This is a genomic window from Mesorhizobium sp. M4B.F.Ca.ET.203.01.1.1, assembly GCF_004791025.1.
GTDB classification, from domain to species: Bacteria; Pseudomonadota; Alphaproteobacteria; order Rhizobiales; family Rhizobiaceae; genus Mesorhizobium; species Mesorhizobium abyssinicae.
The window spans coordinates 447826-470422 of the sequence record NZ_SRUO01000002.1 but is presented as its reverse complement, the minus strand read 5'-3'; the positions used below and the strand labels follow the sequence as shown (position 1 = coordinate 470422).

General features: G+C 66.3%; 18 protein-coding genes. 5 read left to right on the top strand and 13 right to left on the bottom strand.

What is annotated here, in order from left to right:
* Positions 1–5: 5 nt before the first annotated feature.
* The 4 genes from EN846_RS05555 to EN846_RS05540 all read right to left on the bottom strand — a co-directional run bounded on the left by EN846_RS05555 (position 6) and on the right by EN846_RS05540 (position 4412).
* Positions 6–863 (bottom strand): carbohydrate ABC transporter permease, encoded by an 858-nt coding sequence (locus EN846_RS05555; RefSeq protein WP_127284685.1) that lies wholly within the window; start codon positions 861–863, stop codon positions 6–8.
* A gap of 9 nt (positions 864–872) precedes the next feature.
* Complete coding sequence (locus EN846_RS05550) at positions 873–1793, bottom strand: sugar ABC transporter permease (protein WP_126056079.1); 921 nt, start codon at positions 1791–1793, stop codon at positions 873–875.
* A 153-nt stretch (positions 1794–1946) separates the two neighbouring features.
* Positions 1947–3392, bottom strand: a complete 1446-nt coding sequence (locus EN846_RS05545; protein ID WP_127284684.1) for an extracellular solute-binding protein — start codon at positions 3390–3392, stop codon at positions 1947–1949.
* A 45-nt stretch (positions 3393–3437) separates the two neighbouring features.
* Positions 3438–4412 (bottom strand): sugar-binding transcriptional regulator, encoded by a 975-nt coding sequence (locus tag EN846_RS05540; RefSeq protein ID WP_127284683.1) that lies wholly within the window; start codon positions 4410–4412, stop codon positions 3438–3440.
* Between the two features lie 203 nt (positions 4413–4615).
* Between EN846_RS05540 and EN846_RS05535 the strand changes: the two genes are divergently transcribed.
* A complete protein-coding gene (locus EN846_RS05535) occupies positions 4616–5341 on the top strand; it encodes an MgtC/SapB family protein (RefSeq protein WP_127392157.1) in 726 nt (241 codons plus the stop codon).
* A gap of 24 nt (positions 5342–5365) precedes the next feature.
* Here EN846_RS05535 and EN846_RS05530 read toward each other — a convergent pair whose 3' ends face one another.
* From EN846_RS05530 to EN846_RS05495, 8 genes are all read right to left on the bottom strand, one after another.
* Positions 5366–6595 (bottom strand): VWA domain-containing protein, encoded by a 1230-nt coding sequence (locus EN846_RS05530; protein ID WP_127392158.1) that lies wholly within the window; start codon positions 6593–6595, stop codon positions 5366–5368.
* On the bottom strand, positions 6588–8846 hold the full coding sequence (locus EN846_RS05525) for a DUF5682 family protein (protein ID WP_127392159.1): 2259 nt from the start codon (positions 8844–8846) through the stop codon (positions 6588–6590). Before EN846_RS05525 ends, EN846_RS05530 begins: the two co-directional genes overlap by 8 nt.
* Before the next feature lie 3 nt (positions 8847–8849).
* Positions 8850–9929 (bottom strand): AAA family ATPase, encoded by a 1080-nt coding sequence (locus tag EN846_RS05520; protein ID WP_127392160.1) that lies wholly within the window; start codon positions 9927–9929, stop codon positions 8850–8852.
* 19 nt (positions 9930–9948) lie between these two features.
* On the bottom strand, positions 9949–11394 hold the full coding sequence (locus tag EN846_RS05515; protein ID WP_128346398.1) for a DUF5691 domain-containing protein: 1446 nt from the start codon (positions 11392–11394) through the stop codon (positions 9949–9951).
* The gene (locus EN846_RS05510; protein ID WP_127310137.1) at positions 11391–12788 is read right to left on the bottom strand and encodes an SWIM zinc finger family protein; all 1398 of its coding nucleotides are present in this window, start codon (positions 12786–12788) and stop codon (positions 11391–11393) included. Before EN846_RS05510 ends, EN846_RS05515 begins: the two co-directional genes overlap by 4 nt.
* Positions 12789–12920: 132 nt before the next feature.
* Positions 12921–13694: an SDR family oxidoreductase gene (locus EN846_RS05505; RefSeq protein WP_127310138.1), complete on the bottom strand. Its 774-nt coding sequence runs from the start codon at positions 13692–13694 to the stop codon at positions 12921–12923.
* Positions 13691–14485 carry an SDR family oxidoreductase gene (locus EN846_RS05500; RefSeq protein WP_135913807.1) on the bottom strand — a complete coding sequence of 265 codons (795 nt, stop codon included), beginning with the start codon at positions 14483–14485 and terminating at the stop codon, positions 13691–13693. Before EN846_RS05500 ends, EN846_RS05505 begins: the two co-directional genes overlap by 4 nt.
* A 3-nt stretch (positions 14486–14488) precedes the next feature.
* Positions 14489–15880: a transaminase gene (locus EN846_RS05495; RefSeq protein WP_128346397.1), complete on the bottom strand. Its 1392-nt coding sequence runs from the start codon at positions 15878–15880 to the stop codon at positions 14489–14491.
* Positions 15881–16037: 157 nt separating this feature from the next.
* Between EN846_RS05495 and EN846_RS05490 the strand changes: the two genes are divergently transcribed.
* From EN846_RS05490 to EN846_RS05485, 3 genes are all read left to right on the top strand, one after another.
* Positions 16038–16784 (top strand): IclR family transcriptional regulator, encoded by a 747-nt coding sequence (locus EN846_RS05490; protein WP_127311962.1) that lies wholly within the window; start codon positions 16038–16040, stop codon positions 16782–16784.
* Positions 16785–17037: 253 nt separating this feature from the next.
* Positions 17038–17205, top strand: coding sequence for a hypothetical protein (locus EN846_RS35005; RefSeq protein ID WP_187331219.1), 168 nt, complete (start codon positions 17038–17040; stop codon positions 17203–17205).
* Positions 17206–17300: 95 nt separating this feature from the next.
* Positions 17301–20705 (top strand): acyl-[ACP]--phospholipid O-acyltransferase, encoded by a 3405-nt coding sequence (locus EN846_RS05485; protein ID WP_127392832.1) that lies wholly within the window; start codon positions 17301–17303, stop codon positions 20703–20705.
* A gap of 114 nt (positions 20706–20819) precedes the next feature.
* Here the strand turns inward: EN846_RS05485 and EN846_RS05480 are convergent, their stop codons facing one another.
* Positions 20820–21818, bottom strand: coding sequence for a hypothetical protein (locus tag EN846_RS05480; protein WP_127392831.1), 999 nt, complete (start codon positions 21816–21818; stop codon positions 20820–20822).
* A 104-nt stretch (positions 21819–21922) separates the two neighbouring features.
* Between EN846_RS05480 and EN846_RS05475 the strand changes: the two genes are divergently transcribed.
* Positions 21923–22597, top strand: coding sequence for an N-acetyltransferase (locus EN846_RS05475; RefSeq protein ID WP_127285858.1), 675 nt, complete (start codon positions 21923–21925; stop codon positions 22595–22597).

The window sequence follows — 22597 nt, the reverse complement described above, 5'->3', positions numbered from 1 at the left end:
CGGAACTACCCTTTCACGGCGCCGAGCGACAGGCCTTCGACGAGATAGCGCTGCGCGTATAGCGCCAGCGCCAGCGTCGGCGTGATCGACAGCACAATCGCGGCCGAGATCTGGCCATACTGAATGCCGGACGAGGTGATGAAGGCGAGCGCGCCGACCGTCACCGGCTGCTTGTCGGCGGAGGCGAGCACCAGCGCGAAGACGAAATTGTTCCAGGCGAAGATGAAGGCGAGCAGGCCGGCGGCGGCGATGCCCGGCCCGGCAAGCGGCAGCGCGATCTTGCGGAAGGTGGCGAACCAGGAATGGCCGCCGATGCGGTAGGCGTATTCGATGTCGGCCGGGATGTCCTCGAAATAGCCGCGCACGATCCACAGGATCAGCGGCAGGCAGATCAGCTGGTAGACCCAGATCAGGCCGATATAGGTGTTGGCGAGGCCGAGCTTCTGGAAATAGAGCGTGAGCGGCAGCAGCACCAGCAGCGCCGGCGCGAAGCGGAACGACAAGAGCGTGAAGGCGATGTCCTCCGAGCCGCGGAATTTGTGGCGGGCGAAGGCATAGGCGGCGGGCACGCCGAGCAGCAGCGAGACGGCAACCGAGGTCACCGACAGGAACACCGAGTTCCAGAGATTGCGCATGAAGGCGATGTCGAGCGTGCCGGCCGCGGTCACCAGCTTGCCGGTGATCAGCGCCGTGTAGTTGGCGAGCGTCGGCTCGAAGATCAGCTGCGGCGGGATGCGCAGGATGGTCTCGTTGGTCTGGAACGACATCATGAAGATCCAGGCGATCGGGAACATGAAGAAGATCACCACCAGCGTGAGCGCTGCGCCGCGCAGGATGCGTTCGAGAAGCGAGGTGTGTTCCATCCCTGCCTCCTATGCCTGGCCGCGGGCGCGTTCGCGCAGCCGGAGCCAGTTCTTGATGAAGATGTTGGAGAGGAAATAGGTGATCGCCCACAGGATGATCATCAGCGCCGCCGAGCGCCCGACATTGGTCGACTGGAAGAAGTTGAGATAGGCCTCGACCTGGAACACGGTCAGCGTGTCGCCGGGGCCGCCTTGAGTCATCGCGTAGATGATGTCGAACTGCTGGATGGAATCGAGCAGGCGAAACAGCGTCGCCGTCAGGATATAGGGCGTCAGCATCGGCAGGGTGATGCGGAAGAACACGAAGCTCCTCGGCACGCCGTCGAGCGCGGCCGCCTCGAAGGGCTGAGTCGGCAGGCTGCGCAGGCCGGCGAGCAGCAGGATCATGATGAAGGGCGTGTAGACCCAGATGTCGACCAGCACGACGGTGAGCAGCGCGGTCGACGGCGAGGACGCCCAACGGAAGTCCTGCAGGCCTATGAGGCTGGCAAGATAGCTCAGCACGCCGAAGCCGGGATTGGTCATCAGCTTCCACATCAGCGCGGCCAGCGCCGGCGCCGTCATCAGCGGCATCAACAGCATGATCGAGATGAAGTTGTTCAGCGTCGAGCGCTTCTGCAGGAGCATGGCGATGCCGAGGCCGAGCAGCAGTTCGAGCACCACGGTGATGCCGGCATAGAGCAGCGACACCTCGAGCGTGTTCCAGAACTTCGGGTCGGTGAAGAAGGAAATGTAGTTGTCGCCCCAGTTGAACTGCCTGGCCCATGGCTGGCTCAGCCTGTAGCGCTGGAAGGAATAGACCACCGAGGTCAGGAACGGGATCAGGATGCCGATGCAGACCAGGAGCGCCGGCAGGCTGAGGAGATAGGGCAGAACCCGCTTGCTGATCCTGAAGCCGGAGGGTCTGTGGACTGTCGTCGCCGCGGTCATCGCGCTCTTCCGTTATCCCGGTTGCTCCGCCCTGCCGGCCGCCCAAGGGAGCAAGGCGGCCGGTCGGGCGTTGGCGAAGCATACCGCTTCGCCTCGCGAGTGTCGTTGAGGGTCGCGGCTGGCCCGCGCTTGCGCGCCAGCCGCTGCCCGATATCAGCCGAGGCCGGCCTCCTTGAGCTGGCCGTTGATGCTCTCGGCCAGCTTGTCGAGGCCCTCGTCGATCGGCACTTCCTTGGCCACCATCTTCTGCAGCGTCGCGGCCCATTCGGTGGTGAGGTCGAAGAACAGCGGTTGCGCCGTGAACTTGATGCTGGCGCCGGGTGCCGAGGCGTCGAACATCTCGACATAGCCCGGATAGCTCTTGTTCAGCTTCTCACGGAACACCTCGTCCTTCCAGACCGACTGCCGGACCGGATTGACGAAGTCCATCTTGGTGGCGCCGAACAGGCAGTGATCGAGCCCGGAAGCCCACTGCATGAAGTACCAGGTGGCGTCCTTGTCCTTGGAGAAGTTTGACATCGACAGCGACCAGATCCAGATGTTGGGCGTCGGCGCCTTGGCGGCCGGATTGGCCTTGAAGCCGGCGAAGGCGAGCTGGCCGGCCATCTTGTTGGTGCCGCCATTCATGAAGTAGCCGAGGATGTCGGCGTCGAAGATCATCGCCGAGGCGCCGGCGCCGAGATCGGTGCCGACCTGGTACCAGGTGTAGGTCGACCAGTCCTTCGGACCGCTCTCCTGGATCATCTGCACCCATTGCTTGTGGAAGGCCTTGGATTCGGCGGTGTTCATGGCGGCGGACAGCTTGCCGTCGGCCGATACGTTGAGGTCCTTCTGGTCGAAATTGGCGTAAGCCGACAGGAACCCCGGATGGATCGTCGCCCAGGAGCGCGAGCCGCGCACGCCGATGCCGTAGACGCCGCCACCGACATCCTTGGTGAGCTTGGCGGCGGCCGCCACCATCTCGTCCATGCTGCCGGGAACCTTGACGCCGGCCTTGTCGAACATCGCCTTGTTGTAGGTGATGTTGTTCTGCTCGAAGCCCCATGGAATGCACCACTGCTTGGCGTCTTCCGAACCCAGCGCACCGCCCGGCTTGCCGTTCCAGGCGCAGGAGTTCTTGACGCCGGGCAGGAAGTCGTCCCAGGCATATTTCGGATTGGTCTTGGCCGGGTCCTTGATCCATTCGTTGAGGTCGGTGATCCAGCCGGCCGGACCATAGGTCCAGGTCATGTAGGCGCCGGTCATGAAGGCGTCGTATTCGGAGGAGCTCGCCGAGAGCGCGGCGGTGACCTTGTCGAAATAGACGTCCTCCGGGAACACGTCATAGACGACGTTCATGCCGGTCAGCTGCTTGAAATTGTCGAGGTCGGCGATCATCGCGTCGGCATAGGGGTGCTTGTTGAGCAAGAGCTTGATGGTCTTGCCCTTGTGCGCCTGCCAGTCGAAATCGGCGGCGAGCGCGCGGGTCTGGCCCATATTGAGCAGGACGCCGGCGGTGCTGGCGGCGAGGCCCATGGCGCCCAGCCCCCTGATCAGTCCACGGCGGTCGACTTGTCCACGCAGGAACGCGTCGATCAGGTCTTTTTCTTTCTCATGCATGTCCTCTTCTCCTCCACAGGGTAGTTTCAACCAAAGCGGTGCCGGCTACCCGACCGGCGTCTGTTCCACGAGCGATCGCGCCGTCCGCTCGTCGGTTATCAGGCCCTTGAGATAACGGCCCTCCAGCACTGACTTGATGGCGCGAACCTTCACCTTGCCGCCGGCGACGGCGACGATCCTGCGGTTGGCGATGTCCTCCCGCGCCAACGCCAGGGCACGGCTGGAAACCGTGGTCGCCACCGGCTTGCCGGCCTCGTCGAAGAAATGGCCGAGCAGTTCGCCGACGGCGCCGTTGCGGCGAGTCTCCTCCATCTCGGCCTTGTCGATCATGCCGGTGGCGACCAGCGAGGCCTCCTGCTCGGCGGTGCCTATGCCGGCCAGCAGCAGGTCGGCGGATTTCGCCAGATCGAAGACCTCGCTAATGCCCTTCTGGCCGAGCAGCACGGCACGATCCTCCACCGTGTTGGCGAACATCGGCACCGGCATGACATAGGCTTCGGCGCCGGTGCGCTCGGCGAGGCGATGGATCACGTCGTGCGGGTTGGCCGAGAACTTGCGCGTCAGGCCGCCGAGCAGCGAGACGAAGCGGATGCCGTCGGCCGAAATGCGCGGCAGGTACTCCACGCAAGCGGCGAGCGTGCGGCCGTGGCCGACGCCGATCAGCTTGTCCTCGCCGCGCTCGATCTCGCGCTTGAGGAATTGCGCGCCGGCAATGCCAAGCGCCTTGAGCGGCAGGTCTTCCGGATCGAAGTCCGGCACCACTTCGCAATAGTCGAGCCCGTAGCGGCCGGACAGCTCGTCCTCGAGCGCCACGCATTCGGAGATCTCGCCGTCGATATAGACCTTAACCAGCCCTTCCTGGTTGGCCTTGGTGATGAGGCGATGCGCCTTGAGGCTGGTGAGGCCGAGCCGCTTGGCGACCTCGGCCTGGGTCAGACCGCCGGCATAGTGAAGCCAGGCGGCGCGGGCGGCCATGCTGGTCTCGTCGTCGCGCAGGAGGCCATTGCCGAACCCAACCATTTCCGCCCTTTTGATATTTTTATCAGTTGCTGCAAAATTTTTCACAAGGCTTCGCCGGAGTCAAGCGGCGCGTGTCTCAAAATCGTGCGCGGGGTGTGACAGACGGCGCCAGTGCTCCTGGCCCGCCAAGGAACCTTCAGCCCGCCAACGAGGTTGAAGTCGTTGGGAACAAGGAGCGCGGCTCGCCCGCGCCTCGTGGAACGATGTTCGAGCCGCTTTGCTGCGACATGCCGCTTCATCCGGGCTGGCCAGACCTGCTGGCGAGGCTTCTGCTGACGCTGCTGGCGGGGTTCCTGATCGGTCTGAACAGGGAGGCACGCGGCCACACCGCCGGGCTTCGCACGACGATCCTGGTCGGCCTTGCCGCCGCCATCGCCATGATCCAGGCCAACATGCTGCTCGATGTCGCCGGCAAGGGCACGGACTCTTTCGTGCGCATGGACGTGCTGCGTTTTCCGCTGGGCGTGCTCACCGGTGTCGGCTTCATCGGCGGCGGCGCCATCCTGCGGCGCGGCGATCTCGTGACAGGCGTGACCACCGCCGCCACGATGTGGATCATGACCATGATCGGGCTGGCCTTCGGCGGCGGCCAGTTCGGCCTTGGCGCGATCGCGACGGTGCTGACGCTGGTGACGCTGCAGGCGCTGAAATGGGTCGATCTCAGGATCCCGCGCGACCACCATGCGATCCTGGCGGTCTCGTGGCCGAAAGGCTCGCCGCCGGATCTGCGGGAAATGGTTCGTCCACTCGGCTATGACGCGCGCTTTGTCGGCATGGAACATGACGCCGGCCGTGACCGCTTCGTCCACACCTTCAATCTCGGATGGAAGCAGCCCGATGCGGTCGAACCGTCGATGGAAATCCTGGCCGCGGTCGGCCAGCACTGCGAAGTCGAGCGCTTCGAGCTGATCAGCGAGAAAGCAGGCTGATCATCGTTGAAGGCGGCGGCAGGCTTACTCGGCTGTCTTGGCTGCTTCGGTGTCGGCCCGGATCAGCTTGATGTCCGCCCCTGCCGCCCAGGCGCCGATGTCTTCCCGACGCAGCGCCGCCGCCATCATGTCCGGGAAATGGTCAGGGGTGCAGGCGAAAACCGGGATGCCGAGCGATGCGACCGATCCCGCCATTGCGGGATCATAGCCGGGACGGCCCTGATCGGTCAGCGCCAGCAGCACGACGACATTGACGCCCGACCGGACCAGCGCAGCCAACCGCTGCAGAAGCTCCTGGCCGTTGCCGCCCTCGTAGAGGTCGGTGATCAAGATGAAATGCGCCTTGGTCGGCCGCTCGATCCGCTCGGCGCAATAGGCGACGGCCTGGTTGATGTCGGTGCCGCCGCCGAGCTGGACGCCGAACAGCACTTCGACCGGATCGCTGAGTTCCTCCGTCAGGTCGACGATCGCGGTGTCGAAGCAGACGACCTTGGTGCGCACCACCGGCAACGAGGCCATCACCGCGGCGAAGATCGAGGCGTAGATGACCGAGCTTGCCATCGAGCCCGACTGGTCGACGCAGAGCGTCACCTCGTCGAGGTCGACCAGCCGGCGCTGGCGCCGCATGAAGCCGACCAGTCTTTCCGGCACGACGGTCTTGTGGTCCGGCTGGTAGTGGCGGAGGTTCGCCGTAATGGTGCGCGGCCAGTCGATGTCGCGCTGCCGCGGCCGGTTGGTGCGCCGCGACCGGTCGAGCGCGCCGCGGATCGCCTCGGTGGTCTTCTGCTCGAGGCGCTGCATCAGCTTGGCGACGATGTCGGAGATGATCGAACGGGCGATGTCCTTGGTCTTGTCCGGCATCGCCGAACGCAGCGAGACCAGGTCGGCGACGAGATTGACGTCCGCCTCGATCGCCTTGAGGAACTCCGGCTCCATCAGCATTTGTTTCAGGTTCAGCCGCTCGAAGGCGTCCTTCTGCACGACCTGGACGACCTGCTCGGGGAAGAACGAGCGGATATCCCCCATCCATTGCGCGACGCGCGGCGCCGAGCGGCCGAGCCCGCCGCGCCGCTTGCGCGGATCGCCGGCCGTCTCGCCGCTGCCGTCGCCATAAAGCGCATCGAGCGCCGCCGAAAGCCGCCGGTCTTCCGCCGACAGTGCCGACGACGTTTCATCGTCGGCGCCGATCGCCAGCCGCCAGCGGCGCTCGCGCTGATCTTCGCTTGGGTCCGGCACGATCGCGTCATCATCCATGGCTGGGCTCCCCCGCGAGCAGCCTGCCGAGGAGACCAAAATGCCGGCGCCAGGCTTCGCCGCCATCGGGCGCCGGCGTCAGCCCGGTGGGCAGGCTGGCCCTGCGGCCGAGCACGGCCTCGATCAAACGCCGGCGCTCCATGCTGTCGAGGTTGGAGAAGACCCGGCGCAGCAAGGGCAGATGGGCGACGAAGGCCTCTTCGTCGAGTGAGGCAAGCCATGCATCGACGGCGCCGCGCAGACCCTCGTCATAGATCAGTCTTTGACCAGCGCCGCTGAAGAAACCCTCGAAGAAGGCGGCCGCTTCGATGACCGGCGTCCCCGGCGACAGGCGCTTTGCCAAAAGGTCGGCCGCGTCCTCGGCGGAAAGCCGCCCGGCCTCGTAGAGCAGATGCGCCGCGCAACCGGCGACGAGCGCCGTCGATCGCGACGACTCGAGCACGGCCGCGAGGCCGTTGCGCCAGGCATCCACGACATCCGCGCCCGGCTCCACCAGCCTGATCGCCTCGTCGGCCTTGCGCAGCGCGCCCATCAGCGCCGCGGCCGCCTGCGCATCAAGATCGCGCGCGGCGTAGGGTAGCGCGATCGAGCCCTCGACGATCAGCCGTTCCAAGAGGCCGGCAAGACGTTCGGTCTCGGTCTTGCGCGCCTCGCCATAGCGGATGATGTCGGCCAGCGGCGGCACCGAGGCCAGCAGTTCCAGGCACTCGCTGCTGTGCGCCGCCTTTTCCTCCAGCGCGACGAGGCCGGCGGCGGAGGCTTCGCTCAGTGCCGCCGTGATGGCGCTCTGGACCAGCGTGGCAAGGGTGTCGAGCGTCGCGGCGGCACCGATCATCTGGACCAGGCGGCCGTTGGCGGCCTTTTCAATGGTCGGGCCATAGACCAGGTTCTCGACCAGGCGAACGGCATATTCCGGCTGCCAGGCCAGCACCCACCGCTCGCGGAAGGTGCCGCGGCTGCGCCCGGTGTCGGTCAGCTTGCCCCAGCTCACGCCAAGCACGTTCAGCCGGTGCAGCAGCGTCGACCGAAACAGCCCGCTCTCGCTGCGCAGGTCGATGGAGAGCTCCCGCTCCAAGGCCTCGGGCTTCAGCCGCGCCGCTTTCTGGTTGCGCTGAAGGTCGTCGATCAGCGGCGCCAGCGGTGTGTCCGGCGGAATCTCACCGACATCGGCGCCGAGCAGCAGTTCGGCCTCGACCATCTTCCACAGCAGGGCCTCGCCGTTGAACAGGGCCGAAATCGAAGCGTCGCGCAGTTCCTCGAAACCCGGCTTCGGGCGTTCGCGGATGGCGGCGAGCGCCCGCGCCAGCCGCTCAGCCTCGATCAGCGATGCGGTCGAGATCATGTGGCCTTTGGCCCTGAGAACCGATGCGATCCGTGCCAGCCACAGGATGGAAGAGTCGCCCTGCCCGCGCGTCTGCCACAGATGCTTGCACCAGCCGGGCGCGACGACGCCGGCGCCGTAGCCATAGCCCAGCGCCAGGCGCGGTCCCGTCCATGGCGCGAAGGTCATCATCGTCTTGCGGCGAGCCATTCCCTTGAGCAGCGCCTGGTCACTCTTTTGCGTATGTGCCGCCTGCAGGGCTGGCACATGCCAGGCGCCGCAGACGACCGCCAGCGGCCCAGCGAACTCCTTTCGCGCGGCGGCGATTTCCAGCCGCATGTGCGCCTCGCGCATCGCCTCGAATTTGCCGATCGCCCCCTCGCCGTCGCGCAACGTCGTCATCGCGTCGGCGATGGCCGCGAAGATTGGGCCGGGTTCGGGATTCTGCTCGATGATGTCGGACCACCAGCTTTCGCCATCCTCGTAGCCGGCGGCGCGCGCCAGCGTGCCGATCGGATCCTGGATGCGCGTCGCTTCCTCGCCTTGCTCTTCGACGGGTTCCGCTTCGGCGGGCTCGGCGTCGGTCGATCCTTCGGGCGCCTTCTCGGCCAGCCGCGCCGCGGACGGCAGGTCGACGAAGCGCAGCGCCGCCTTGTTGGCGACGGCCCACAGCGCCGCCTGATATTCGGGCGAGAATTCGGCGAAGGGCCAGAAGCTGGTCGCGGCCGGATCGTCCTCGGGATAGCAGAGCAGCGCCACCGGCGGCTTCATCTCGGGACTGGCGAGCAGCGGCAGCAGTGGCGAGGCATCGACCGGCCCTTCGATCAGCACCGCGACCGGCTGCAATTCCTGCAACGCCTTGACCAGGCTCTCGGCGGAGCCCGGACCGTGGTGGCGTATGCCGAAATAGCTGATGCCGTCCTCAGTCATGGCTCAGATGGCCGCGTTGAGCGCCGCGTAGTAGCCGGCATAGTCCGGCCGCTTCTTCAGCACCGTCTCCAAATATTCCTCCAGCACCACCTTGTCCTGCACAGGATCCTTGACGATCGCGCCGACCAGGCTTGGCGCCAGGCCTTCAGCGTGGAGCTTGCCGCCGTCGAACCAAGCCGCCTGGCTGAGGCCGCTGACCATCGTGGCGATCGCCTCGGCGGTGGAGAGCGAGCCCGACGGCGTCTTCAGCGTCACCTTGCCGTCGGCGGTCGCGCCGGAGCGCAACTCGCGGAAGATGGTGAGCACCCGCGCGATCTCCTCGCCGACATTCTTGGGCACCGGCAGGTCCAGCCCGCCGGCCATCTCGCCGACGCGTCGGGAGACGATCGAGACCTCTTCCGCCATGTCCTCGGGCAGAGGCAGCACCACGACGTTGAAGCGACGCTTCAGCGCCGATGAGAGCTCGTTGACGCCCTTGTCGCGATTGTTGGCGGTGGCGATGATGTTGAAGCCGCGCTGGGCGTAGATCGAGGTGTTCAATTCCGGCACCGGCATCATCTTTTCCGACAGCACGGTGATCAGCGTGTCCTGCACGTCGGAACCCATGCGCGTCAGCTCTTCCAGCCGGCAGAGCTTGCCCTCCTGCATGGCGCGGTAGAGCGGCGTCGGCACCAGCGCCTCCTGGCTCGGGCCCTTGGCCAGCAGCTGGGCATAGTTCCAGCCATAGCGGATCTGGTTCTCGTCGGTGCCGGCAGTGCACTGCACGATCAGCGTCGAGTTTCCCATGATGGCGCCGGCGAGATGTTCCGAGACCCAGGATTTCGCCGTGCCCGGCACGCCGAGCAGCAGCAGCGCCCGGTCGGTGGCAAGCGTCGCGATCGCGGTCTCCATCAGCTGCCGGCGGCCGACATATTTCGGCGAAATCACGGTGCCGTCGCTAGCCTTGCCGCCCATCAGGTAGGTGAGCACGGCTTTCGGCGACAAGCTCCAGCCGGCTGGCTTCTGGCGATCGTCGCCGCGCGCGAGCGCCTGCAGTTCGGAGGCATAGACCTGCTCGGCCGGAAGGCGGATGGCTGCGTTCATGCGATCATCTCCGGGTTGATCATCTTTCGGATTGGGAACGATTTTCGGCCAGCGCCGCGTTGAGCCGCAGCAGGCCGAGCGATGGCGATGCCGGCGGCAGGCCGGCGGTGACGACCTCGCCGATCAGTTTCTCCGCCGTCGCCGCCGTGGCGAGAAAGCCTATGGCCTCGAGATACTGCTCAGCGCTTCGCTTCATGACGGAGTTGTCACCCGAGACGGCGGAGCGCAGCGCCGAAAGCGTCTTGCCTTTGGCGAGGTCGCCCCAATCCAGCCAGCCTGCTTCTACGCCTTCGACCAGGTTTAGCGCGTGCAGATTTTGTGCGTCATTCAGGATCTGACTGATCAAAAGACGCTTCCTGCCGCTGTCCAAACGCAACATGAGCTGGAGGGCGAGAAGCGGAAGCTTGCCGCCTTCGGCGACAAGCCTATCCGCCAAACAGGCCACCGCCGCATCGCTGCCGGACACCGAGACCATTAGAACGAGAAAACGATCGGCATTGTCATCGACGCCGAACTGCCATGCGCCGATGAAATCAGGCTCTGTCTTGCCGAAGCGAGCAACAAGATCGCCGAAGTAGCAGGAAGCGAACAAGTCGGCGCGACGGGCCTGTTGCGCAGGCGATTTGAGTTTCATCGGTGCGTAGGTGGTGCGGCGGCGAATGAAGCCGGATTTGCCTTCCTCGATGAAGGCGGCGAGCTCGGCTGTCGGATCTTCCGACCCGCCATCAGCCTGATTGCCATGCTCCCCCAGCCTTGCCAGCAGCCGGCCGGCCAGTTCGCGCACCTTGCCGGAGCGATCGGCGGACAGGCTCTTAAGGAACGGAACGTCGTCGGCACCCAGGCCGAAGCGCATGAGTTCAACCAGCGCAAGCCTGACCTCCGCCGACTCGCTTGCCCCCTTGGTCTCGATCAGCGTCCGCGCCAGAGCAGGCGTGGTGCGCCGCAAATCGACCAGCGCGGTACGGCGCGCCGCTGGATAGAAGTCATCCCAGGTCTCCGCTGTCAGCTGCTCGCGCCGGGACTGTTTCTCGCCATCCGCGCCTGCCTGCCAGTCGACCCAGGGGGCATAGACCTCGGGACTTTCCTGATCCGAGGCAGCGGGCATCCAATCCATCGGATGCAGCACGAAGCCTCGGCTGGCGACGAGCGTGGCCACGCGGGCCTTGAGCCTCGCATCGGCCGCATATTTCAATGCGGCGCGCAGCAACGGCCGCAGCCGTTCCGGGATCATCGGCATGGCCAGCGCCGGCAACGGCGGGCGCCGCTTCAGGGTTTTCGGCGCTGCCGGGCGAAGCGCGACATCGAGCGCCTGCGCGGCAATCGCCAACAGCCGCCGCTCCTGCTCGTCCGGGTTGGCCGCTGCCGCCACTTCCTTCCATTCTGCAGGGGCAAGTTCGAAAGCGGCGCCGCCGGAAATCCAGCCGTCGCGCAATCTCGCCAGCCCTGCCTGCTCGGGCTCGTTCACGACAGATCGAGCCTCCCCATATTGCTCTGCGACGCCAGCAGCTCCAGCCTGGCGCCGTTCCAGAGCGCGGCCGTGGCCGCGAGATCGAGGCCCAGCAAGGTCCGGTTGACCGAGCCCTCGACAGGCAGGGCAATGCCGTGCGGATCGTTCGCCGCCTGCCACCACGCGCCGTCCTTCTCGTCCAGCGCGATCGCGCCGGCCGGCAGGATGACCGGGCAATCCGACAGCCATGGCGCACCGTCCTGGAAAGCGGCATAGGCGGCAAGCGGATCGCCGGCGTCCGAGGCGAAAGCTGGCCATGCACCGGGCGCCGCATCGCCGAGCCGCTCCGCGACCAGCGCCCGCAGCGGAGTGCGCGATGGATAGAATACCAGCCTGGCCTTGAAGCGATCGCCCGGCGCGAAGGCGCCTGAGCGCCGCCCGGCCGAGGCCGGGAAGAAGTCGAGCAGGACGGCAAAGCGCGGCGCCGGGCTCTGCAGATCGAGCAGCCAGGTCGCATGGCTGACGAGGCCGTCGCGGCGGGTCTCGATCTTTTCTCCCAGCACCTCCCAGTCGCTCGCGACCTGGACGGCATCGGGGTTGGCGAGGACCTGCTCGCGCGTCTCAGATGTCGACACAAGTCGTTTCAGCTCGGGATCATCGGGCGTGGCGCGCCAGGCCTTGGCGAGCAGCACCAGCTTGCCCAGCTCGCGGATCGCGGCATCCGGCTTCTCCTCGCCGCGCAGCGCCATCAGCCGCGCCGGCAACTCGTCGATGCGGCCGGCAAGCGCGGTCGCCTTGAGGTCGACAAGCCGGGCTGCAATGCGGCGGCAGCGCTCGCTGCAGGCATCGACGAACCCGGCAAGGCCGAGCCGGAGCTGGTCGGCTATCCATTGATCGAGCTCGTCCAACGCCGCCGAGACCGCGCTTCGCGTATCCTCTGCCCGCTTGCGCTGTGCCGCCTCGCGGCGTTCGGCGGCCGCGGCATCCTCGACCGGGGCGCTCTCGTCCGGCCGCGATGCCTCGTCGATGCTTTTGCCTTCGGCGCTGGCCGCCGATTGTGCTGGCTGCTGCCCGGTCTTGCGGCGGCGTCCGAGCCAGTCATTCACCCATTCCGGCGTCTGATCGACGCGATCGAAGCTGGCCGGCGCGGTGGCGCCGATCCACATCAGCCCCAATATGTGCTTGCACGGGAATTTTCGCGATGGACAGGTGCATTTGTAGCCATGGTCGCCGGTGTCGAACGCGACACGATAGGGATTCGATCCCGAGCCCTGGCATTCCCCCCAGATGAGCCCCAGTTGCTCATTCATCTCCAGGCGCGGCCAGTTCGAGCGCTTGGTCAGCTTGGAGGCGGCGCTGAGCGAGGCCTGGTCAGGGGCAAGCGCTTCAATGGTTTTCAGGTCCAGTTGCAAGCCCGCGCCTCTCATGACCCCGAAGCATGATACCGCGACGATAGATAGCCGTTTGCGGCGCGCTGGTGTAGCTCCAACTGCCGCAAAGTTTTACCCGCGACCAACGTGGTGAACGGGAAATTTCAGATCACGTCACACCGCCCTGTTCTGCGTCGGCGCGCGGCCGCCGCCGTCGGCGACCAGCACCGCGCCGGTGACGAAGGACGCTTCGTCGGAGGCGAGGAACAGGCAGCAGGAGGCGATCTCTTCGGGCTCGGCGACACGGCGCAGCGCGATGCGGCCGGTCAGCGCCGCGAACTCCTTCTCCGGCGTCGAGCCGTTGGCGGCCGCCGCCACTTCCATCTCGTACACGCTCATCGGCGTGCGCACCCAGCCGGGCGCCACGGCATTGGCGCGGATGCCGTCGGGGCCGTGTGCGAAGGCGAGCGAGCGCGTATAGGAGACGAGCGCTGCCTTGCTTGCCGAATAGGCGGCGTTCTGGCCGCTGGCGTTGAACGCGCCGACGGAAGCGATGTTGACGATCGCGCCGCCGCGCTGCTTCAGCAGCGGCAGCGCCGCGCGGCAGACCATCATCGAGCCGGTGACGTTGACGGCGAAACTCTTGGCCCAGGTCTCGTCGCTCAGCGTCTCCGGCTCGTCGAGGATCATCACGCCGGCGGCGTTGACGACGATGTCGAGGCGACCCTCGCAGGCGTCGATGGCGAAGGCTATGTCACCGGGAACCGTGATGTCGCCGCGCACGGCGATGCCGCCGCTTGCCCTCGCGGCCTCGTCCAGCACTTCGTCGCCATGGCCGAAGGCGATGACCTCGGCGCCATGCCGGCCGAACAGCTCGGCGGTGGCGCGGCCCATGCCGGTGGCGGCACCGGTGATCAGCGCCTTGCGGCCTTCAAGGCGCCGGCTCATGCCAGCCCCCAATGCCGCTCGACGGCATAGCCGGTCTCCGCCAAGGTCGAGCCGCCGTCGACGACGATGGTCTGGCCGGTCAAGTACCTCGCCTGCTCGGAGGCGAGGTAGAGCATGGCATAGGCGATGTCGTCTGCCTCGCCGAGACGGCCGGCGGGGATGAACCGGCCGAGCCTGTCGGCGACTTCCGGCGCGCTCATTGTGCCCCTGCCCTTGGCGATGAAGCCCGGCTCGACGCCGTTGATGGTGATGCCGTCGCGCGCGAACTCGAAGGCGGCGCCCCGGATGAAGGCGTTGACGCCGGCCTTGGCCGCCGAATAGTGCGCGCCGCCGGCCATGGCCACGCGCGCCGACACTGACGAGGTGACGAGGATGCGGCCGAAACCGTTGGCGCGCATTGCCGGCGCCGCCGCCTGCGCCAGCCAGAAGCAGGGTTTGAGATTGAGCGCCAATGCCTCTTCGAGCTTGTCCTCGTCGAGGTCCTCGATCGAGGCCCAGGGGCAGCCGCCGGCATTGTGGACGACGATGTCGAGGCGGCCGGCTTCGCGGATGACGTCGCCGACGAGCCCGTGCAAGGCGGCGCGGTCGAGTCCGGCAAGCGTAACGGCGCGGACGGAGAGGCCCCGCGCCGAGAGATCGGCCGCGAGGGTTTCGGCAACGTCGAGCGTGCGGTTGGCGATGACCAACGAAGCGCCAGCCTCGGCGAAGCGCGTGACGATCGCGGCACCGATACCGCGCCCCCCGCCGGTCACCAGCGCCACCCGGCCCTTGAGGTCGAATGGATTTGCCATCGCTTAGACGACGCCCGCGCTGCGAACCAGATCGACGAAGCGGGTAAAGACATCCGTGTGGCGGTCGACGTCGGACGGCGAGGTCGCCGGGCACATTAGGAACATGGTGTGGAACGGCGTCACCAATATGCCCTCGTTCATGTAGAAGGCATGCAGCAGCGTCTCGAGATCGCCGCGCCGGCCGGCAATGACGTCGGCGCCGTTGCGCGGCGGCGCGGGCATGAACATGATCTCGGCGCGGGCGCCGATCTGCGTCACATGCCAGGGCAATTTGTTGGCGCTGATGATGCCCCGCGCCGCCTCGGCCAGCCGCGAAGCGTTGGCGATCATCTTTTCGAAATTGGCCGGCGTCAGCACCTCCTCCAGCACCGCGCGCATGGTGGCGACGGTCAGCGCGTTGCCGGCCAGCGTGCCACCGATGCCGAGATGCGCCGACTGACGCACACGCGGATTGACCATCGGCACGATCGCCCACAGCCGCTCGGCGATCTCCCGCGAGACACCGAAGACGCCGGCCGGGATGCCGCCGGCGATTGCCTTGCCGGCGACCAGCATGTCCGGCTCCAGACCGTGCTGCGCAGTATAGCCGCCCGGCCCGCTGGAGATGGTGTGCGTCTCGTCGATGATCAGCACCGTGCCGGTGCGGCGCGTGATTTCGCGAAGCGCGGCGTGAAAACCGTCGGCGACAGGGATCATGCCGAAATTGGTCATCAGCGGCTCGGTCAGCACGCAGGCGACGTCGCCGGCCGAGAGCGCCTCCTCCAGCGCCGCGATGTCGTTGAACTCGACCACCCTGGAGACGGCGGAATGGTCGACGCCGTTGGGATGGATCATGTTGCGCATACCGACGCGGCCGTCGCGGATCTCGACATGCGCTTCCTCGACGCCGCCGTGATAGCAGCCGGAGAAGACCAGCACCTTGTCGCGGCCGGTGATCATGCGGGCGATGCGGATGGCGCCGCGATTGGCGTCGGTGGCCGAGGTGGTCAGCGTCCAGTAAGGCAGGCCGAAGCGGCGCGTAAGCTCTGCGCCGACCCAGAGGCTGTCCTCGGTCGGCAGCATCATCGTGGTGCCGTTCTGCAACTGGCGAAGCGCGGCGCGGGTGACCGCTTCCGGCGCATGGCCGCACATGCCTCCGGTGTCGCCAAGGGCGAAGTCGACATAGTCGTGACCGTCGATGTCACGGATATGGGCGCCGCTGGCCGACGCCGCATAGACCGGGAAGCCGCCGGCCCAGCGTCGCATCCAGTGCGAGGGACCGCCATAGAGGAAGTGCCTCTTGCCCTCTTCCCATGCTGCCGCCGAGCGCGGGTGGTTTTCGAGGAAGCGCTGCTGCTCGCTGTCGAGCAGATCGCCGGTTGTCTTTGAATGGAAAGCGTTTTTGGCAGCCGTCACGGGGCGAAGCCTCCCTTGTGTGCCGTCAGTTGGGCACAAGATGATTTTCTTGTCGGTTCACTATTTGAACCATCGTTTTGTATGTTATAGACAAACTGCAGGCTACCTCGGCTGCTGTCAAGTTAATTCACATGCGAACTATCTTGGAGAATGCATCATGAGCACGGTGGGCAAGGCGGTCTCGCTGCTGGAGCTGTTCACGCTCGACGAGCCGGAGATCGGGCTGTCCGACCTCGCCCGCAAGGCCGGCCTCGACAAGGCGACAGCCCGGCGCCTGCTGATGGCGCTCGCCAACCATCGGCTGATCGAGCAGGAGCCGCAAAGCCGCCGCTACCGGCTGGGCGCCGGCCTGTCGCGGCTGGCCCGCATCCGCGACGCGCATTTCCCTTTCGTGCGCGTGGCGGCGCCGGTGGCGCGGGAGCTGTCGCTCGAAACCGGCGAGACCGTGCATCTGTCGGAGTTCAGCGCCGGCGCGCTGCTCACCGTGCATGTCGAACTGTCGGCGAAGGCCAACCGCGTCAATGTCGATGTCGGCCAGATCCTGCCACTGCACGGCACGGCCTCCGGCATCGCCTTCCTCGCCGCCTCGCGGCTGCAAGTGGTCAGCGCCTATCTGGAGAAGCCCTTGCAGGCCTTCACCGCGCATACGGTGACAGGACCGGACACGCTGGCCAAAGCCATCGCTTTTGCCGCCGCGAGCGGCTATTCGCGCAGCTCGCAGGGCTATGAGGAAGGCGTGCACAGCATCGGCGCCGCGATCCTCGGCGCCGACGGCCAACCGATCGGCGCGCTGGCGGTGGCGTCCCCCATATCCCGCGTCGACGATGCGGTCGCGGCCAACCAGGGTGCTGCGGCGGTCAAGGCGGCGCGCCTGATTGCGGCACGGCTGACCGGCGAGGCGTGACATCCCGCATCGGCGAGGCGGAACTCGCCGTATGCGCGGCCTCGCCCAAGGTCGCGGTCGCCGCCTTCATTTGAATCTTTGAACGGTGTTCACTTTTCTCTTGAACGCCGTTCACAATGTGCTATGTTGCGTTTATGAACATCGTTCATGGAAAATGAGCGGCGAAGAGGATGACGAAGCCGGCTGATTGTATCCGGCCCTGAAACCAGCCAGCGCCGACCCGGCTTAACCCTGAAACGAAAGGATCATATCGATGGCCACCAACAGTTATGTTTCCAACCATTCGAGTGCCTGGAAGACGTCCATCGCCATCACCAAGACGCTGCGTGACGCGGAGGAAACGGGCCGGTTCATCAACAGGCTGCAAGGCGCTAAGACCGAAAAGCTGATGATGGATATCAACCGCAGTAACGAAGTTTAACCGGCTTCCCGCTTAAAACGAGGCTCAAACCGCGCAAGCAACCGCTGACCGATCCATCTCGGATTGCTCGATGGCCTTGCCCATTGGAACCTGCCATGAACACCCATCTGATGATGTCGCGGCGCTTCGCGCCTCTCTTCTGGACGCAGTTCCTGTCCGCCTTCAACGACAATTTCCTGAAGAACACGCTGGTGTTCCTCATCCTCTTCACCCTTGCCGCCGACCAGGCGGCGTCACTGGTGACCTTGGCCGGCGCCATCTTCATGGCTCCTTTCCTGCTCTTGTCCGCGCTTGGCGGCGAGATCGCCGACCGCTTCGACAAGGCTTTCGTGGCGCGCAGGCTGAAGTTCGTCGAGATCGGCGCCGCACTGCTCGCGGTCATCGGCATCGCGCTCTCCTCCATTCCGGTTCTGCTGACGGCGCTGTTCCTGTTCGGCGTCATTTCGGCGCTGTTCGGCCCGATCAAGTACGGCATCCTGCCCGATCACCTCGAGCGCAAGGAACTGCCGCGCGCCAACGCCTGGATCGAGTCGGCCACCTTCGCCGCGATCCTCGGTGGCACCATCGCCGGCGGCATCGTCTCGGCCGACGGCATCGGCGTTGCGGTGTTCGGCCCGATCATGATGGCGCTTGCCGTCGGCTGCTGGCTCGTCAGCCGCTACATCCCGGCCACCGGTTCGGCCGCACCCGATCTCGCGATCGACAAGAACATCCTGCGCTCCACCTGGCGTCTGGTCAGCGAGTTGCGCACCAACCAGCGCATCTGGCGGGCGGCGCTGATGGCGTCGTGGTTCTGGCTGGTCGGGGCCATCGTCCTTTCCATCCTGCCCCCCCTGGTCAAGAATTCGCTCGGCGGCACCGAGATCGCGGTGACCGCCTATCTGGCCGTCTTCGCGGTCGCCGTCGCCGTCGGCTCGGCCATCGCCGCATGGATGTCGCAGGGCCGCATGGTGCTGTTGCCGGCTCCTGTCGGCACCGCGCTGATGGCTGTTTTCGGGCTGGACCTCGCCTGGAGCGTGTGGGGCCTGCACAGCACGGTCCAGGCCGAGACGCTCGGCGCCTTCTTCGCCGGCCAGAACACCATTCGCGTCGCCATCGATCTCGCCGGCCTGGCGATCGCCGGCGCCTTCCTGGTCGTGCCGACCTTCGCGGCCGTGCAGGCCTGGGCGCCGGAGGACCGCCGCGCCCGTGTCGTCGCCGCGGTGAATGTCGTCAGCGCCGGTTTCATGACCATTGGCGGCGGCCTCGTCGCCGTCATCCAGGGCGCCGGCGTCTCGATCGCCGGCGTGCTGGCCGGCCTTGCCGCGGTCAATGCCGTCGCCGCCTGGCTGATGCTGAAATACCTGCCGACGAATCCTTTCCGCGATTTCGTCTCCATACTGTTCCGCGCCTTCCATCATCTGGAGGTCGAGGGGCTGGACAACCTCAAGGCCGCCGGCCCGGCGCCGATCCTGGCGCTCAACCATGTCAGCTTCCTCGACGGTCCGCTGGCCCTGACGCTGACCGACGAGGAGCCGGTCTTCGCCATCGACCACACCATCGCGCAGGCCTGGTGGATGAAGCCGTTCCTGAAACTCGCCCGCGCCCTGCCGCTCAATCCGGCGAAGCCGATGTCGACCCGCACGCTGATCAAGATCGTGCAGGGCGGCGACCCGCTGGTCATCTTCCCGGAAGGCCGCATCACCGTCACCGGAGGCCTGATGAAGGTCTATGACGGCGCGGCCATGGTCGCCGACAAGACCGGCTCGATGGTGGTGCCTGTGCGCATCGACGGGCTGGAGAAGAGCTACTTCTCGCGGCTAACGTCGCAGCACGTGCGCCGCCGGCTGTTCCCGAAGGTCAAGGTGACCATCCTGGAGCCGGTGAAGCTCGACGTTCCGCAGGAGCTCAAGGGCCGCCAGCGTCGCACCGCGGCGGGCGCCGCCCTCTATCAGGTGATGTCGGATCTCGTCTTCCGCACCGAGGACATCGATAGGACCGTGCTGGAGAAGATCATCCTGACGGCGGGCGAGCGCGGCATGAAGGAGCTCGCCGTGCAGGACCCGGTCACCGGCTCGCTGAGCTATGGCAAGCTGCTGACGGCCGCCGCCGTGCTCGGCGAGAAGTTCGAGCACCTCTATGCCGGCCAGCAGACGATCGGCATCATGCTGCCCAACGCCAATGGCGCATGCGCGACGCTGCTCGGCGTCATGTCGGCCGGCAAGGTGCCGGCGATGATCAACTTCACCGCCGGTGCGGCGAACATCCTCTCCGCCTGCAAGGCCGCCGAGGTGAAGACTGTGCTCACCTCGCGCGCGTTTGTCGAACAGGCAAAGCTCGGCGCCGTGGTCGAGGAAATCGGCCGCTCGGTGGAGATCGTCTGGCTCGACGAGCTGCGGGCCGGCATCGGCCTCAAGGACAAGCTGCTCGGCTTGCTGCGCAAGACCACGCCGCGCGTCGCCCGCAAGCCCGACGACGCCGCGGTGATCCTGTTCACCTCGGGTTCGGAAGGCACGCCGAAGGGCGTGGTGCTCACCCACCGCAACATCCTGGCCAACGCAGCCCAGGCTGCCTCGCGGATCGATTTCCACTCGGGCGACAAGGTGTTCAACGTCCTGCCGATCTTCCACTCCTTCGGCATGACGGCGGGCACGGTGCTGCCGCTGATCTCGGGCGTGCCGGTCTATTTCTACCCCTCGCCGCTGCACTACCGCATCGTGCCGGAACTGGTCTACGCGTCGAATGCGACGATCATCTTCGGCACCGACACGTTCCTCTCCGGCTATGCGCGCACGGCGCATCCTTACGACTTCCGCTCGGTGCGCTACTGCTTTGCCGGCGCCGAGCCGGTCAAGCCGGCGACGCGCATGACCTATATGGAGAAGTTCGGCCTGCGTATCCTCGAAGGCTACGGCGTGACCGAGGCGGCTCCGGTGATCTCGATCAACACGCCGATGTACAACCGGTCCGGCAGCGTCGGCAAAATCATGCCCGGCATGGAGTATCGGCTGGATCCGGTGCCCGGCGTCGATGACGGCGGGCGGCTCTACGTGCGCGGCCCCAATGTCATGTCGGGCTATCTGCGGGCCGAGAAGCCGGGCGTGCTCGAGCCGCTGGCAGACGGCTGGCATGACACCGGCGACGTCGTCACCGTCGACGAGGCCGGCTTCATCACCATCCGCGGCCGCGCCAAGCGCTTCGCCAAGATCGGCGGCGAGATGATCTCGCTGGCCGCTGTCGAGGCGCTGGCCGGCGAATTGTGGAAAGGGTCGCTGTCGGCGGTTGCCAGCGTGCCGGATGCCCGCAAGGGCGAAAAGCTGATCCTCATCACCGAGGCCGCGAACGCCACCCGGGCCGAATTCCTGGCCTTCGCCAAGGCCAACGGCGCCATGGACCTGATGGTGCCGGCCGAGGTGCGCGTGGTGCCGAAGGTGCCGGTGCTCGGTTCCGGCAAGCTCGACTTCGCCGGCGTGACCAAGCTGGTGCGCGGCGAGGAAGAGCTGAAGGTCAAGGCCGCCTGATGGCGAAAGGCGAACGGGCCGGCGCAGTGCGCCGGCCCGCCAAGACTTCCGCCGGCCCCGGCTTTGCGGTTGTTTCGCTCGAGCGGGTCGCTGGGCAAGGCGTCGCGCTTCAGACTATTTTGCCCCACCTCGCCCAAAGATCTTCTGCAGCACGAGCTTCAGCCGCTTGAACTCGTAGCGGCGCCGCAATTTGGCCAGCGTCGCCCGGTTGGCGGCGTCGATCGCGGGCAGCGAGTCCGGCGCTGCCGCCTGCGGCAGCGCGAGCAGCGCGTCGGCGTGGCGGTCGGCGAAAGGCTGCGGGTCGTAGGTGGCGAACGGCGTCGGCGGGTCACTCAGCACGGTCGGATTGCTGTTGATCTCGAACACCACGAGCTTGCCCTCGGCAAGCGTGTAGTCGATGCGCCCGTACTGCATGCGGGCCTTTTCGAAGACCTGCATCACCCGCCCGGCATGCGGGTTCTCGGTAATGTAGGCCCTGATCTCGTCGATGTGGGCCGGCAAGAGCCGATCGGCCGCATTCTTGACGAACCACGATTTCGACATCGCAATATGCTGGGCGTAGATCGTATCGCCGACCCGGTAGGCGGCGAATTTCCGGTAGTATCCGTCAGGCCCTGGCGTGCCGGTCATCTCCACCACGATCGGCCGCACCAGCTTGCGCCCGTCCGGCCTTGCGAGTGCCGCGTCCAGCGCCGGCCGGTCGTGCAGAAGCGGCGGCTCCTCGTACAGCGCGCCCACCTCGTCGCGGATGAAGACGGGATAGCACATCGTGTCATCGAGCTCGTCCGGCCTGAATGCGCGAAAAAAGTTGCCGTCGTCGCCGCGCAGCACGCGCAACAGATCCAAGCGCTGCAGGCTGGCCGTCGGATGGTTGAGCTGCGTCAAGCCCGTTTGCTGCGCCAGCTCGGCGCTCAGCTCGGCTGCCCGCTGCAACTCCTCGGCGCTCAGCCGGTCCATGTCCGACCAGACCACCACGCCCGCGCGAACGCCGCGCAGCAACCCGGCATCCTCATAGCGAACCAGCCGGAACGATGCTTGCAGGTCTGGGCGGTGATAGAGAAGCACGACCGCATGAGTATAGGCGTGCTTTCTATGCGTGACGTAGAATATCAAGTGATCGCGTCCCCCGGCCTGCACAATTGCAAACGGCAGCCTTGCTGACTAGCAAAAAGCTGCGGCACGCCCTATAGCGCGTGGGCAAGTCGGGTGGCCGAGAGATGAACGTCGAGAGCAATGCGCTTCCAATCCGGAAGCTGGACGCGGACGACATGCCGCTGCTGATGGAGCTTGAGGCTGCCGCCTGGGCCGGTCCGCTGCGAGCCAGCGAGGCGACCATCCGCCGCCGGCTGGCGCTTGGCCACACCATGCTGGGCGCGATCGACGGCGACGCGCTGGCCGGCACGCTCTGCTTCACCGAAACCAGCCAGGACCCGCTGGTGCGCGCCGATTTTCCCACGAATTTCGATGCCTTTGCATCGCTGCCGCGCAGCGAGCCGGTGCACTCGCTTTATGCCTACAATCTCTGCGTCCGCCCCAGCCACCGCGGCGGCAACACGGCAATCCGGCTGCTGAAGGAGATGGAGCACCACGGCCGCCGCCTCGGCGCGCGCTGGCTGATCGGCGACGGCCGCTGCTCGGCCTATGCCGGCTCATCCGGCGACGAGGACGACGACGACCAGGTCAGGTCCGACCCGCGGTTCCGCGCCACCATAGACCGCTGGAACGAGACCGGCATAAGGCCGCCGCTCGAAGAGATCATCCGCGATCCGCTGCTGCGGCTGCACTACCGCGTCTACGACTGCGAATTCCTCTACGTCATGCCGGATTTCTTCCCTCAGGACGCCGCGTCCGGTGGGTTCCGGGTCATCTCGGCCAAGGACCTCAAGAAATGA